Annotated in this window: 12 protein-coding genes; 6 read left to right on the plus strand and 6 right to left on the minus strand. The window is 69.4% G+C overall.

Going from position 1 to position 13601, the window contains the following annotated elements; genetic code table 11:
* Positions 1-104: 104 nt before the first annotated feature.
* Complete coding sequence (locus tag ACIBJG_RS12430) at positions 105-1637, minus strand: MFS transporter (RefSeq protein WP_399307450.1); 1533 nt, start codon at positions 1635-1637, stop codon at positions 105-107.
* A gap of 200 nt (positions 1638-1837) precedes the next feature.
* Positions 1838-2500 carry a TetR/AcrR family transcriptional regulator gene (locus ACIBJG_RS12435; protein WP_399307451.1) on the minus strand — a complete coding sequence of 221 codons (663 nt, stop codon included), beginning with the start codon at positions 2498-2500 and terminating at the stop codon, positions 1838-1840.
* Positions 2501-2765: 265 nt separating this feature from the next.
* Between ACIBJG_RS12435 and ACIBJG_RS12440 the strand changes: the two genes are divergently transcribed.
* Positions 2766-4043 carry a M6 family metalloprotease domain-containing protein gene (locus tag ACIBJG_RS12440; protein ID WP_399307452.1) on the plus strand — a complete coding sequence of 426 codons (1278 nt, stop codon included), beginning with the start codon at positions 2766-2768 and terminating at the stop codon, positions 4041-4043.
* Here ACIBJG_RS12440 and ACIBJG_RS12445 read toward each other — a convergent pair.
* The 3 genes from ACIBJG_RS12445 to ACIBJG_RS12455 all read right to left on the minus strand — a co-directional run bounded on the left by ACIBJG_RS12445 (position 4030) and on the right by ACIBJG_RS12455 (position 7849).
* A complete protein-coding gene (locus tag ACIBJG_RS12445; protein ID WP_399307453.1) occupies positions 4030-5763 on the minus strand; it encodes a class I adenylate-forming enzyme family protein in 1734 nt (577 codons plus the stop codon). The genes ACIBJG_RS12440 and ACIBJG_RS12445 overlap by 14 nt on opposite strands.
* A 281-nt stretch (positions 5764-6044) precedes the next feature.
* Positions 6045-7103: a CU044_5270 family protein gene (locus tag ACIBJG_RS12450; protein ID WP_399307454.1), complete on the minus strand. Its 1059-nt coding sequence runs from the start codon at positions 7101-7103 to the stop codon at positions 6045-6047.
* Between the two features lie 119 nt (positions 7104-7222).
* Positions 7223-7849, minus strand: a complete 627-nt coding sequence (locus ACIBJG_RS12455) for an RNA polymerase sigma factor (RefSeq protein WP_399307640.1) — start codon at positions 7847-7849, stop codon at positions 7223-7225.
* Between the two features lie 210 nt (positions 7850-8059).
* On the opposite strand from ACIBJG_RS12455, the gene ACIBJG_RS12460 reads away from it, so the two are divergent.
* The 5 genes from ACIBJG_RS12460 to ACIBJG_RS12480 all read left to right on the plus strand — a co-directional run bounded on the left by ACIBJG_RS12460 (position 8060) and on the right by ACIBJG_RS12480 (position 11896).
* A complete protein-coding gene (locus ACIBJG_RS12460; protein ID WP_399307455.1) occupies positions 8060-8857 on the plus strand; it encodes an IclR family transcriptional regulator in 798 nt (265 codons plus the stop codon).
* Positions 8858-8964: 107 nt separating this feature from the next.
* Entirely contained in the window at positions 8965-9588 is a 624-nt protein-coding gene (locus tag ACIBJG_RS12465) for a glyoxalase (protein ID WP_399307456.1), read from the plus strand.
* Positions 9589-9862: 274 nt separating this feature from the next.
* A complete protein-coding gene (locus ACIBJG_RS12470; protein WP_399307457.1) occupies positions 9863-10825 on the plus strand; it encodes an alpha/beta fold hydrolase in 963 nt (320 codons plus the stop codon).
* Positions 10826-10874: 49 nt separating this feature from the next.
* Positions 10875-11516: a TetR/AcrR family transcriptional regulator gene (locus ACIBJG_RS12475; RefSeq protein ID WP_399307458.1), complete on the plus strand. Its 642-nt coding sequence runs from the start codon at positions 10875-10877 to the stop codon at positions 11514-11516.
* A gap of 227 nt (positions 11517-11743) precedes the next feature.
* Positions 11744-11896, plus strand: a complete 153-nt coding sequence (locus tag ACIBJG_RS12480; protein WP_399307459.1) for a hypothetical protein — start codon at positions 11744-11746, stop codon at positions 11894-11896.
* Positions 11897-12637: 741 nt separating this feature from the next.
* Here ACIBJG_RS12480 and ACIBJG_RS12485 read toward each other — a convergent pair.
* Entirely contained in the window at positions 12638-12847 is a 210-nt protein-coding gene (locus tag ACIBJG_RS12485; protein WP_399307460.1) for a hypothetical protein, read from the minus strand.
* Positions 12848-13601 lie beyond the last annotated feature (754 nt).

A 13601-nucleotide genomic window follows, 5' to 3' on the forward strand; every position in this document is an offset into this window, starting at 1 on the left:
GCACGCTCCCGCACGCGCCTCTGCCCCGGCTCCGTGGATACGGAACCGGGGCAGAGCTCGCTTCACACCGCGTCACAGGAGTCGCGGGCCTTCACGCACGGGTGTCAGTGCGCGACGACCGGAACCCTGAACTCGTCCTCGACGCCCTCGGCGTCACCGGAACCGGTGCCCCCGGACGTCGTGGTGGCCGACGGACGGCCGGCCTTGATGAAGGTCCCCGCGATCGCGGCGGCCACCACCAGGATGCCGACGGCCCACCAGATGGCACCGGTGAAGCCGTGCACCATCGACTGGAGCTTCAGCAGTTCCGGGTCGGTGGCACCGAGCGCGGCGTGCGAGGTGGCGTACGCCGTTGCGGCCGAGGCGGCGATGGTGTTGAGCAGCGCCGTACCGATCGCGCCGCCGACCTGCTGCGAGGTGTTGACCATCGCGGAGGCGACACCGGCGTCACGCGGCTCGATGCCGTGCGTGGCCAGCGACATGGCGGGCATGAACGCCGTACCCATACCGAGGCCCAGCAGGAGCTGGCCCGGCAGGATGACCGCCGCGTAGGACGTGTCGATCTCCAACTGCGTGAGCAGCAGCATGCCGATGCCGGCGGTCAGGAAGCCGGGGGCCATCAGCATGCGGGCCGGGACCCGCGTCATCAGCCGGGCGCCGATCTGCGTCGAACCGGTGATCATGCCGACGATCATCGGCATGAAGGCGAAGCCCGTCTTGATCGGCGAGTAGCCCTTGACGACCTGCAGGTAGTACGTGAGGAACAGGAACAGGCCGAACATCGCGATGATGGCCAGACCCAGCGAGAGGTAGACGCCACCGCGGTTGCGGTCCATCACGACGCGCAGCGGGAGCAGCGGCGACTTGACCTTGGCCTCGGTCAGGACGAACGCCAGCAGCAGCACAGCCGAGGCGATGAACGTACCGATGGTCAGCGTGTCCGACCAGCCGCTGGACTCGGCGCGGGTGAAGCCGTACACCAGCGAGACCAGACCCAGCGCGGACAGGACGACGCCCGGGATGTCGAGCGACGAACGGTTACGGCTGCCGGCCGGCTCGCGGATCACGAAGTACGCGCCCAGGGCCGCGACGATCGCGAACGGGATGTTGACGAAGAACGTCCAGCGCCAGTTCAGCGTCTGGGTGAGAAGACCGCCGAGGATCAGGCCGACGGCGCCACCGCCACCGGCGATCGCCCCGTAGATGCCGAACGCCTTGGCGCGCTCCTTGGCATCGGTGAACATCACCGCGAGCAGCGAGAGGGCCGCCGGGGCGAGCAGCGCGCCGAACACACCCTGAAGGGCGCGGGAGCCGAACAGCATGCCCTGGTTCTGCGCCGCGCCGCCGAGTGCGGACGCCAGCGCGAAGCCGATCAGACCGACGACGAAGGTGCGCTTACGGCCCCAGAGGTCGGCGATCCGGCCTCCGAAGAGCAGCAGTCCGCCGAAGGCGAGGGCGTAGGCCGTGATGACCCACTGCTTGTTGGCATCGGTGATGCCGAGGTCCGTCTGGGCGTGCGGAAGCGCGATGTTCACGATCGTGGCGTCGAGGACGACCATCAACTGCGCGAGTGCGATGAACGCCAGCGCTTTCCAGCGACTGGGGTCCGGGAGTCGGATATCAGCTGTTTTTGACATGGGGGTAGCCACCTAAGGACGCGCGAAGGCGCGCGAGGTCGTGAACCGTGCGTTCGGTGAAGGCCGGGGAACCCGGTGGAGGCCGGGCGAAAACGGAAGCGAGGGTGGGGTGGTGGGTGAGTTCCGGTCAGGAAGAAGGGGGTGGTCGAGGCGTCGCGGACAGGCGGCCGGGCATCCGGTTCAGGATCCCGGCGCGGAGGTCAGGCGCGGCGCCGCAGGTCCTCCAAGGTCGCCGCCGTCCCGGGCAGTCGGGACCGGGCCGGAGCCTCCAGTCCGTCCAGGAACAGCTGGATGTGGCGGTGGGTGAACCGGTCGATGTTCAGACAGGCGATGCCTGGCAGCGGCCGGGTGAGCTGTGAGAGGACGACCAGTACGTCGCCGACGGCGATGTCGGTGCGCAGGCGTCCCGCGGACATGGCTCGCTCGACGAGCCCGTCGACGGCCTCTTCGAGGCGCCGGCGCTCGGCGAGCAGTTCGGGATGGTCCTTGTCGAAGCCGCCGGACAGCATGGGGCACAGGGCCCCGATCCGTTCGTCGGCCGCCGCGTGCACGAAGCGGCTGAGCGCGACGAAGGGATCCTGCTCCTCGTTCGCAGCCTCCTCGGCGCGGTCGGTGGTGCGGGAGGTGACCGCGAGGACGACCTCATGGGTCAGTGCGGCCCGGTCGGGGAAGTTGCGGTAGAGGGTGGCGTTGCCGACGCCTGCGCGGCGGGCGACCTCGTCGAGCGGCACATCGGGGCCGAACTCGACGAACATCTCGCGCGCGGCCGTCACGATCCGCTCCCGGTTGCGCAACGCGTCGGCCCTCGGGCGGGCCGTACGCGGCTGCGCGGTTCCGGCTGCGGTGCGGGCGACGGTGTCCACGGCGGCGCTCCTTCTCTTCCTGGTCTTCCGCTTGCGGTCCTCCGCGTAACCGGGGAACGCCTCCCCGTTTCACAGGGACACCGGTGCAAACGGGGAAATGATCCCCGGTTATTTCCCGCCCCCATGTGACCTGAGTCACATTGCCCGAACCGGGAAAAACCAACCGATCGGCGCACCCAACGCGCGGCGCCGCACCGCCCGGCTAAGGCTGATCGACAGAGCGCAGTCAGGGTCGGCCGACTGCCGCGGACCCGAAGGCGCCTCTATGCAGCAGCCCCGCCACCGGATACGCAAGCACCGCCACCCGGTCGCCCTCGGCGCGGCAACGGCCCTGGTCATCGCAGCCCTGGCCTCGGCCAGCAACACCCTGCCCCTGCCCAGCCGGGCCTCCGCCGGACCGATGACCACCGCACAGCCGGCCGGTCTCGGCCCGTGCCGGATATCGTCGACCATGGGGGTGCAGATGTCGGAGGGCATGCCCACACAGCCGGGCTATGCCCGTTCCACCGGCCAGGTCCACGCGTTGAACCTGATGATCGACTTCCCTGACGCGCCGGGGACCGAGCCGGCCATGGACCGGCTCGCGGAGTTCTTCCCGCAGACCACGGACTGGTTCCGCACCAGTTCCTACGGGCGGCTCACCTACGTGCCCGAGGCCCCGGTGAAGTCCTGGCTGCGCATGCCGCTGCCGTTCTCGGAATACGGGATCGAGCGCGGATCGCCGTACGAGCCGGGCTACCGCCACCTCGTCAAGGACATCGTCGCCGCCGCCGACCCGAAGGTGGACTTCACCGCATACGACCTCGTCAACATCCTGGTCACCCCCAACGCCGGGCCTTCGGCCCTGGACACCGTGCTGTCCGTGACCTTCTCCGGCAACGACGACGCCCCGTACGCGGACGGCGTACCGCTCTCCAACACGTCCTTCGTCTACAGCCGCCAGGACGACGGCTCGGGCTCCTACTCCCAGACCGGCTACCGCGTCCTGCCCCACGAGAACGGCCATGTCTTCGGCCTGCCCGACCTCTACACGATGGAGGGCGGAGGCTCAGTCGGGCACTGGGACATCATGTCGGAGGACTGGGGCGCCAACAACGACCTGCTGGGCTGGCACAAGTGGAAGCTCGGCTGGCTCGACAACAACCAGATCAGCTGCGCCTCCCTGCCCGGCACCAGCGACCACGTCCTGGAACCGCTGGCCACCCACGGCGGCACGAAGCTGGCGTTCGTGCCGCTGACCGCCGAATCCGGCTATGCGGTGGAAGTACGGACCCAGGCGGGCAACGACCAGGAGGTGTGCCGCCCAGGTGTGCTGATCTACAAGGTGAGCTCGGACGTCGACACCGGCCAGGGGCCCGTGTCCGTCACGGACAGCACCAAGGACAGCAGCGGCTGCACCCGGCTGCCCAACGTCCACGCCGAACTCTCCGACGCCCCGTTCCAGCCCGGCCAGTCCTTCACCGACCGGGCCAACGGGATCCGCATCTCGGTACTCGACAAGGACTCCAAGGGCGACTACCGCGTACGCATCACTCGCCTCTGACCCGCTCCACCCCGGCCTCCACCTGTCCGCGCAACTCACGCTTGAGGACTTTTCCGGTGGCGTTACGAGGCAGCGGGCCCTCCGACACCAGCACGTGGGCGGGAACCTTGAACGCGGCCAGGTTGCGCCCCACGTGCTCCCGCAACTCCTCGGCCGTGGCGCCGGCCCCGGGGCGGAGCCGGACGACCGCGGCGACCTCCTCGCCGAGCACCGGGTGAGCCACCCCCAACACTGCCGCGTCCTCCACGTCCGGGTGGTCGTGCAGCACCGACTCGACCTCGACGCAGTACACGTTCTCGCCGCCGCGGACGACCATGTCCTTGATCCGGTCGACGACGTCGACCCGCCCCTCCCGCGTCACCGCCAGGTCTCCGGTACGGAACCAGCCGCCGGTGAACGCCTGCGCCGTGGCCTCCTCGTCCTGCCAGTAGCCACGGACCAATGCCTGGCCTCGTAGCCACAGCTCGCCGGTCTCCCCGTCGGGCAGCGCCTCGCCCGCCGGACCGGCGATGCGCACCTCGGTGCTCGGCGTCGGCCGCCCCACGCTGCCCGGATGGAGCCGGTACTCGGCACCGAAGTTCGCCATCACACCGCCGCCGGTCTCGGTCAGCCCGTAACCGTTGCGCGGCTCGATCCGCTCCCCGTAGCGGGCGGTCAGCTGCGCGACCAGGTCCCGAGGTGCCGCCGCCCCACCGGTGTTGAGCATCCGAAGGCTCTCCAGCCGGTCTCCTGTCCCGGCTGCCGCGGCAAGCAGTTGCAGGGCGGTCGCCGGCACCCCGGCGTAATGCGTGACGCGATGCTCCCGGATCAGCCGCAGCGCCTCCTCCGCGTCCCACTTGTGCATCAGGACGACGGCGCCGCCGGCCGACATCGCCGCATAGAGGCTGGTGAACGCGGCGACGTGGAAGAACGGGAACGTCAGCAGCGTGACGGGTGCGGGCCCCTGCCCGGGGATGACCCCTCGGGCGAGCGCGGAGGCCGCCGCGTGGAAGCGGGGGTTGCGCGCTGCACCTGCCTGGGCGAGCTGAGTGGCGACGGCGCCCTTGGGCCTGCCGGTGGTGCCCGAGGTGTAAATGATCGTCGCGTCGTCCTCGGGCCGGATCTCGACCTCGGGCGGCGCGGCGAACGGATCGGGCGCCGGCAGGTCCTCATACCTCTCGATGCCCTCGGCATACCGTCCGGCGACCTCACCCCGCTCGGCCGTCCCGGCGCGGCCCTCGTGCGCGTGGTGCTGGTCCTCGCCGTGGAAGACGATCACGCGCGCCCCGGCCTTCCGTGCCCAGTCCGCCACCAGCGGCAGCCGCTCACCGTCGACCAGCAGCACCCGCGGCCCGGAGTCGTCGAGCGCGTACGTGAACTCGCCCTCCGTCCACCATGCGTTCAGCGGAACGGCGACCAGCCCGGCCAGTTGGGCGGCCCAGAACGCGATCTGCCACTCCGGATGGTTGCGCATCGCGACCACGGCCCGGTCTCCCGGGCGGAGCCCGTACGTCTCGCTCAGGCGGCACGCCAGCGCGGACGCGGCGGCGAAGAACTCCCCGTACGCATAGCTGCGCTCCCCCGCGATCAGGAACGGCTGGTCCCCGAACGCCCACGTGGTCTCCACGAACTCACGGAGCGTCCTGGGCCCGTCCGCGTACACCAGCGAGCCCGCCTGCGGCCCGTCCTCGGCCCGTACGACAGCGAACGGACCCCCGGGCCCGGCCAGCGTGGCATGCACACGGGCTGCCACCTCGGCCGCTGCCGCTGGGTCGGCCGCCGCTGCGGGGTGTGCCGCCGCTGCGGGCTCGGCCTGTGCCGTGGTCTCGGCCTGTGCCGTGGGCGGCTCGGATGGGGGTGGCGTGGCTGGGGTCCGATCGGTGTGCGGCAAGAACGACCTTCCTAGTCACATGCTCACGATCTTCGCGACGCTAGGCCCGCACCCACACCCCGTCAAGACACCGCCTGCCACACCCCCACCTGCCACCGCGCGTCCCACACCGCGCGCCGTAGGCAGAATCGCTACGCCTTGCCCTTCCCCGGCGCCGCCTTCATCCCGTCGACCACGGCCCGCTCAGTGATCGCAGTCCGCGCGGTCACGGTGCCCGCCGCTATTCCATTGGCCTCCCGGACCTGAACAGTGCGCTCACCGAGATACGAGAACGACTTCGCGTCAAAGATCCACTCCGTGCGCTCCCCGCTGTGCTCGTCGGCCCGCGCGATCGCGATGCCGCCGCGCCCCACCGCGTCCCTGGCCTCGTCCACCAGCACCACCCCCGGAATCTTCGCCGTGGCCCGATACAACGCCGCCGTCAGCTCGGGTGTCATCAGCTGCTCCCTCACCAGGTCGCCGATGACGGTGAAGGCCTCCTGATCCTTGCCGTTGCCCATGCCCTCGGATTCGGCGTAGATCTTCTTCAACAGCGCATCCGGATCGGTCGGCAGAGTCTTGAGGTAGTCGTAACTGGGGGCGGACAGATACGGGTCGGCGTCGCTGTCCAGGCCCATGCCCTCCTTCGACGTGTTGCCGTTGCCCGTCTCGATCAGCCAGCCCTTGTGACCGTCCGGCGACAGCCACACCTCGCGCGGATGCAGCTTCTGCACCCAGGTCCGCGTCTCGCCCGAGTCGACGTTGTTGTCGGTGGAGAGCCAGGACACCTGACTCCTGATGTAGATGAACTGCCCCGGCCCCGGCTCCGTCTGCCGCTCCTTGCCGGCCGCCACCGAGATCCGGTCAACGGTGCTGCCCAGCCCCTGCGTCGTCCCCGGCACCACTCGTACGACAGGAGCGGGCACCATCGCCTGCCCTCCACCCTCGCTCTCCCGTCCCGGACCCAGCCGGCCCAGACCCACCGCACCGGCGAGCACAGCCACCGCCACGGCCGCACCGATCAGCGCAATCCTGCGGCGGGACCGGCGCTCCACCACCGGAGGCGGCGGCGGAAAGAGGGCTGCCGACCGCTCCGACTGCGGATCCGACTGCGGCCATGGCTGCGGCTGCGGCTGCGGCTGCGGCTGCGGCTGCGGCTGCGGCTGCGGATCCGACTGCTGCCGGGCCTGATGCTGCTGAATCTCGTTCATCAAGTGCTCCTCCAGGGCTGTCAGGCGGTCTCGAGGCAGCTCGGGATCACCCGGGCCCGGCAACAACCCGGCGAGCTCCACACGGTCGAGCGGCTCACGCCGTCGCCAGGGGGTGCGCATCATCGGCCACTCTCCTCGTTCGACCGGACCGCAGCGATGCGGTCACCCTGTACTTGTCCGCGCGGCACGGCCGGTTCCAACTTTTCCCGCGAACTCCGCAACTCCCCGTCCGTCAGCTTGCGCAGCCGGACCCGGGCCCGCGACAGCCGCGACCTCACCGTCCCGACAGGTACGCCCAGCGCCTCGGCAGCCTCCGCGTAGCCGAGCCCCGACCAGACGCACAGCGTGAACACCTCGCGCTCGGACCGGCGCAGCTTCCCCAGCGCCACCTTGGCCGCGGCCAGCTCCTCGGAATCCGCTATGCGCCCGACCAACTCGTCCGCGAAGTCCGGCAGTACGTCACGCAGCGGCAACCTGGTCAGCGCCCGGTCATGGCGCCGGGCGGCACGCCCCGTATTACGCAGCACATTGACCGCAATGCCCATGAGCCATGGCCGGGGCGTCTCCCCCTCGTCCCTCAGCTTCTCCCGCAGCCGCCACGCCTCCAGGAAGGTCAGGGACACGACGTCCTCGGCCGCGGCCCAATTGCCCGTACTGCGCACGGCATGCCGGTAGACCAGCTGCGCGTAGTCACGGAATAGCTCCCTGAAGGCTTCCGGATCCCCCGCGCGAATGCGCGCGTGCATCGAGTAGTTCACGTCCTGTCTTGTCCGCACAGCCATGCAAGTTCCAGTGACGCACGTCACATCACTAACGCCCCGATTCACGAGAAGTGCGAAAATGCCCCGGGGTGACCAACGGTCGGAAGCCGCAAACCTGGGCGCGCGCCCAGGTGTCCGCTGGTGTGCACGAACGCGGTGTCCATCTCCGTTACCGAGCGACAGTCTGGAGCGTCCGTGCCCCTGCCACCCGCAGCCTCCCCCACCCCTCCCGCCTCCCGCGGCCCTTCCGACTCCTCCGCAACCCCCACCCTGATCGGCTCCGTGCAGCGCGCCCTGCGGCTCATGGAGGCTGCGGCGGACCATCCACACGGCGCCACAGCGAAACACCTGGCCCGCCGCGCCCAACTGCCGCTCAGCACGACGTACCACTTGCTGCGCACCCTGGTGCACGAGGGCTATCTGCAACGCGACCAGGGCCAGTACCTGCCCGGGCACGCCACCCTCGGCCGCCCCGCCGCCCCCGGTTCCGACCCTCTGCACTGGCTGGCCGACGTGGCCCACGAACTGGACGCCGCGGTCTACTACGCGCTCTACCTGGACGGCGAGGTACGGCTCACGCACGCCGTGCCCGGCCCCTCCCACGCATGTGTCGAGGAGGTCGCACCCTTCGGTGCATCCGCCCACGCCCACGCCATCGGCCAGTGCCTCCTGGCCCAGCTCGACGAGGCTTCCCGCCGGGACCACCTGGACCGCCATCCGCCCGTTCCGCTGACCCGGAACACGGTGACGGAACCCGAAACCGGCCTCAGCCGCCTGGCCCGCGCCCGCAGGGGCGAGCCCGTGCACGAGATCGGCGAGTACGCGATGAACACGGTCTGCGCCGCCGTACCCATCACCATCGGCGCCGTCCCCTCGGCCATCGCGCTCTCGCTTCCGCCGGCCGAGACGCACCGGCTGCACGGGGCCGCCCAGCAGCTCAAGGCGCGCAGCGAACGGACTCTGACCTCGTTCACGTTCACCGTCACCGGCTGACCGCAGAAACGAGCGAGCGGCGTACGGCCGACGGCCTGCCGGACGGGCGCTGAACCGGTCAGGAATCAAGAAGCACCCGCGGCAGGGTCACATCTAGCGTGAAGCACATGACCTCCATCGAAGCCCTCACCCTCGAGGTGGCCGACACCACGGCCGCCCACCGCTTCTACACCGCCTTCGGCCTGGACGAGCGCGTAGGCCTCCGGGCCTCGGATGCCCCCACCACGGGATTCCGCGGGTTCTCGCTGTCACTCACGGTCGCCCAGCCGGCCGACGTCCGCGGCTTCGTCGACGCCGCCGTCGCCGCCGGCGCCACGGCCCTGAAGCCTGCCTCGAAGTCATTCTGGGGCTACGGCGGCGTCGTCCGGGCCCCCGACGGAACGATCTGGAAGATCGCAACCTCCGCGAAGAAGGACACGGCCCCGGCCACCGGTCAGATCGACCAGATGGTGCTCCTGCTGGGCACCGCGAGCGTGACCGCCAGCAAGCGCTTCTACGTCGAGCGCGGGCTCACCGTGGCCAAGAGTTTCGGCAGCAAGTACGTCGAGTTCGACACCCAGGGAAGCCCCGTCAAGCTGGCCCTGTACGGGCGCCGCGCCCTCGCCAAGGACGTCGGCGTCCCCGTCGACGGCACCGGTTCGCACCGGATCGCGCTCGTCGGCGATGCCGGCGCGTTCACCGACCCGGACGGATTCGGGTGGGAGGCCGCGTCCCTGACGTTCGCACCTTGATCCGGCTCCGGACAGACCGCCCCTCGGGAGGCTGTACCTCTTCGCCGCATCGCACCATGGGCGCACTCGGGCGCCGCCGGGCCGGGTGCCCGGCGGGCCACGGGCGCCTAGCGCGTAGACCGCCACCGGGCCGGGCGTCCATGGCGCGATCCAGATGCTGGCCGACATGGCGTTCTCCTTGCGAAAGAGGGGCGATGGACTCCCCGGGGACATATAACAGCACGGTCGTTCGTGCTAACTTGCATGCCCTGACGCCTATCGAGGAGTACTGGACATGGTCCGCACCGAGTCACTTGCCGGCGCCGCGCTCAACACCGCTTCCCGGGTCCCGGGCGGACTCGCGGGCGCGGGCGCCTGCGCCCTGTTCCACATGCCGCTCGCCCGGAGCGGCATGCGTGCCACGGAACGAGAGCTGTTCGCCGGCGCGGACACCAAGCGACTGAAGATCAATGGCAAATCCGCAGTGACCTACCGGTGGGGCAACGGCGAACGGCCCGTACTCCTGGTGCACGGCTGGCAGTCGCGCGGCTCACACCTTGCCGACTTCGTCCCCGGACTCCTCAGCCGGGGCTACAGCGTCATCACTTTCGACGCACCCGGCCACGGCGACGCCACCGGCCGCAGCACCACGATCCTCGAGTACTGCGACATCCTCACAGAACTCCAGTGTCAGCACGGGGAGTTCGAGGCCGTGGTGGCGCACTCGCTCGGCGCCCTCGGCTCGCTCTTCGCGTTGCAGGGCGGGGTGAAGACGAAGAGGATCGTCACCATCAGCGGGGTCTGCGACTTCGACTATCTGGTCGACGAGTTCTGCTCCGCCCTCAAACTGCGCCACCGGCTGAAGGCCCAACTGCACGACCGCATCGCGAAGAACCTCTTCCCCGGCATACCGGCCGACCGGACGCCGTTCTCCGCCGTGAACACGGTCAAGGACCTGGAGCCCCCACTCCTGATCATTCACGACGAGGACGACACCAGGATCAGCGTGGGACAGGGGCGCCGGCTCGCCACCGCATTCGGTGATCAGGCACGCCTGATCATCACGAGCGGCCTCGGGCACCGCCGGATCCTGGGTGACCCCGACGTCGTACGCGCCGTCCTGGACTTCGTCGAGCACGGTCCGGACCGTCAGGCCCGGCCCACGGGCGCGGACCCAGGCGTAGACGCAGACACAGCCGCCGACGCCGGAGCGGCCGCCACACTGACCGCACGATCGTCCGCCTACTCGGTAGACTGAGCCCCCGGCGGCGGCACCATGAGGGTTCGGCCCTGGGGATGGGCGGGACATGCCGGCGACACACACCGACGGACGGATCGCGCGCGGGAACCAGACGCGTCAGCTGGTCCTGAAGCGCGCCGTGGAGATCGCCTCCGTCGAGGGCCTGGAGGGCCTCTCACTGGGCCGGCTCGCGACCGAGCTGAAGCTCAGCAAAAGCGGCGTGTTCGCACTGTTCGGCTCCAAGGAGGACCTGCAGCTCGCCACGGTCCGGGCGGCCATCAACGTCTATCTGGCACACGTCGTCCAGCCGGTCAGCGACCTGCCACCCGGCCTCGACCGCCTGTGGCGGTTGTGTGCCGGCTGGCTCGACTACTCACGGCAGCGGGTCTTCCCGGGCGGCTGCTTCTTCTACTCGGTCTCGGCCGAGTACGACGCCCGCGAGGGCAAGGTCCACGACGCCCTCGCCGCGGCCCGTACCGACTGGTTCACCTTCATCGAGCAGACCGTGCGCGAAGCGCAGCAGGTAGGTGAGATCGACGAGGGCGCCGACGTACCCCAGCTCGTGTTCGAGCTCGCGGCGCTGATGGAGATGGCCAACGCCGAATCCGTCCTGCACAACGAGTTCACCTGCTATGACAAGGCGACCAAGGGCATCCTGAACCGCCTGCGCGACGTGGCCACCGACGCGTCATCACTCTCCACCCCCTGACACAGCGGCAGTTGATCGGGGCCCTCGCCCGCCACTACGACAGCCACGAGGCGAAGGGCAGCCTCGCGCCGCGATGGCGCGCATCCCCCTCAACGCGCCCGACCGCCCCCGCAAGGTCCATCCACACTCACCCCCAAGGCCAAAGTGAACGGACGGTCGCGCTAATATCTTCTCAGTCAACTCTCCCTTTGGAGGTCGGCATGACGCACCCGCACCGCCCTTCGCACATGAACCGAGCGATCGACGCGACCCCCCGCCCGAACCAGTGGATCAAGGACCACTTGGACGGCGTGATCGATGCGCATTTCCTGCCGGACTGCCCCGCGCCCGTCGCCACCGCCCCGCCGAAGCCCGGGAAGGAGCTGCGGCCGACACCCTGATCACGCCGCCTCCAGCCCGCCCACCCCAGGGGACACCACCCAGGTCGGACGACACGCCGCGAACCCACGGCGCCGCCCAGCGGCAACGGGGGCGACCTCCGCAACCCTCATCCGCTAGGCTGTCAGCGGTCAGTCGACCTTCTGTGCGCCTGCTCGGGAAAGTGTCCTTCCGGACCCTGAACCGGCACCGCCGCAAGGGAGCATGACCAGGGCGCCTGTCTCATTCCGCCCGGCATTCCCCCCTGGGGTTTCCGGCAAGGTTTTCGGCAAGCCCCCGCCTTCGTGGGATGTGTCGAAAACCCCCGAGGCCCAGGTCAGCGCCTTAACGCGGACGCCTCCAAAACGGCCCACCCCGCATTTCAAAACGCCCCCAGCTTCTACGCATCCACCCCAGCGCTCGGGTGCCCGCTGCGGGGACCGGCCCGAAGGCATCAGCACAGGACCTCGCCGTGCCGTGCACCAATCGATAGCAGCTCGCGCTGCGCTGGCCCTCGTGTGCGCTGCGTGGGATTCGCCCTTCGGGGCGATGGGCCCCGTCCTTCGGGGCGATGCGCCCCGTCCTTCGGGGCGATGGGCCCCGTCCTCGATGCACCAAGTAGTGCGGGACGCAGGTCTCGGCACCCTTGCGGAGCTTCACTGCGCGGTCCCGATAGGCGGATCCCGCGTCGATCAACTCGGTGCGTCGGGGCGCCGCAGGGAGACAGTCCAAGTTCTTCGCGAATCAGCCTTCCGCGGGCACCCCTAGCGATTGCGGACCGAGTCCAGGGCTAGATCGTTTCGGAGGACCAGGCGCAGGCCACTGTAGATCGGCTTCCACTCGTGGAGCAGTTCGGCGATCGGGGTAGACCATTCGGGGACGTCGCACTCCGTGGCGCTCTCCGCCAGCGACATCGCCGACGCCAGATAGGCGAACGCCGTCACACGGTTCGCCCGGTCCGAGGCGACGGCCACGTCGAAATGCGCTGGTGGAATTCCTGCCACCGGTTGTCGCGCTGGCCGGCAAAGGTTGGCCTTGTTGATCAGGATGGTGCCGCAGGTGATCCGGGTGAACGCGTCGTCCAGCGGGTTAACGGCCCGTTCGGGTGTTCTACCCCCGGGCAAGCTGCCATGAAGTCAGATGGCGTCCCAGGCCCCTGCCGTTCTCGACGGCCCGTCGCCGCTCGAGCCCCGGCAGGCTCAGTCCAGCATGCGCTGGTACTCCTAAAGCGTCACGTTGGTGCGGATCGATGCGAGATCACGGTTGGTCTCGGGATCGACGGCCGTGGCTGTGTCGATCGACTCGTGCGGATCGATGCCGATCAGCGTCATGGGCGGTCCTCTTTCTCGGCTGTCGTGTCAGTGGAATCCGCAACTGACATCCCGACTTCTAGAACGTGGAGTGGCCTCATGCCTCTGTTGAGTCAGCCGCAACGGTCGACACACCCAAAGAGAGCCAGCCCTCCCGAGCGGCATGAAGTACGCGAGTCAGCCTGCCCGGCGCCCTGCGGCACGATACGGGCGGCCAACCCGATCACGAACACGACCACCACTGATACAAGTCAGAAAGTACTGACGCAGCCGGCCGTTGGTGGTTTCATGCGAGCCGCGCCGCCATGGTGAGCGTGCATCGCAGAGGTAGAAAACCTGTGAGCGCTCGATATCCTCATGCAGTGTCAGGTTGCGTCCTCTATCCCAAGTGAGGGTTGGTGCGGTGTGCGGTGACCCT

Origin of the sequence: Streptomyces sp. NPDC050422, assembly GCF_044458665.1 — a bacterium.
GTDB lineage: Bacteria > Actinomycetota > Actinomycetes > Streptomycetales > Streptomycetaceae > Streptomyces.

Bases quoted from the DNA above. Each gene is read 5' to 3' on its own strand.
- ACIBJG_RS12430 (WP_399307450.1), bottom strand. From the start codon at position 1,637: ATGTCAAAAACAGCTGATATCCGACTCCCGGACCCCAGTCGCTGGAAA.
- ACIBJG_RS12440 (WP_399307452.1), top strand. From the start codon at position 2,766: ATGCAGCAGCCCCGCCACCGGATACGCAAGCACCGCCACCCGGTCGCC.
- ACIBJG_RS12475 (WP_399307458.1), top strand. From the start codon at position 10,875: ATGCCGGCGACACACACCGACGGACGGATCGCGCGCGGGAACCAGACG.
- ACIBJG_RS12465 (WP_399307456.1), top strand. From the start codon at position 8,965: ATGACCTCCATCGAAGCCCTCACCCTCGAGGTGGCCGACACCACGGCC.
- ACIBJG_RS12480 (WP_399307459.1), top strand. From the start codon at position 11,744: ATGAACCGAGCGATCGACGCGACCCCCCGCCCGAACCAGTGGATCAAG.
- ACIBJG_RS12470 (WP_399307457.1), top strand. From the start codon at position 9,863: ATGGTCCGCACCGAGTCACTTGCCGGCGCCGCGCTCAACACCGCTTCC.
- ACIBJG_RS12450 (WP_399307454.1), bottom strand. From the start codon at position 7,103: ATGAACGAGATTCAGCAGCATCAGGCCCGGCAGCAGTCGGATCCGCAG.
- ACIBJG_RS12455 (WP_399307640.1), bottom strand. From the start codon at position 7,849: ATGCACGCGCGCATTCGCGCGGGGGATCCGGAAGCCTTCAGGGAGCTA.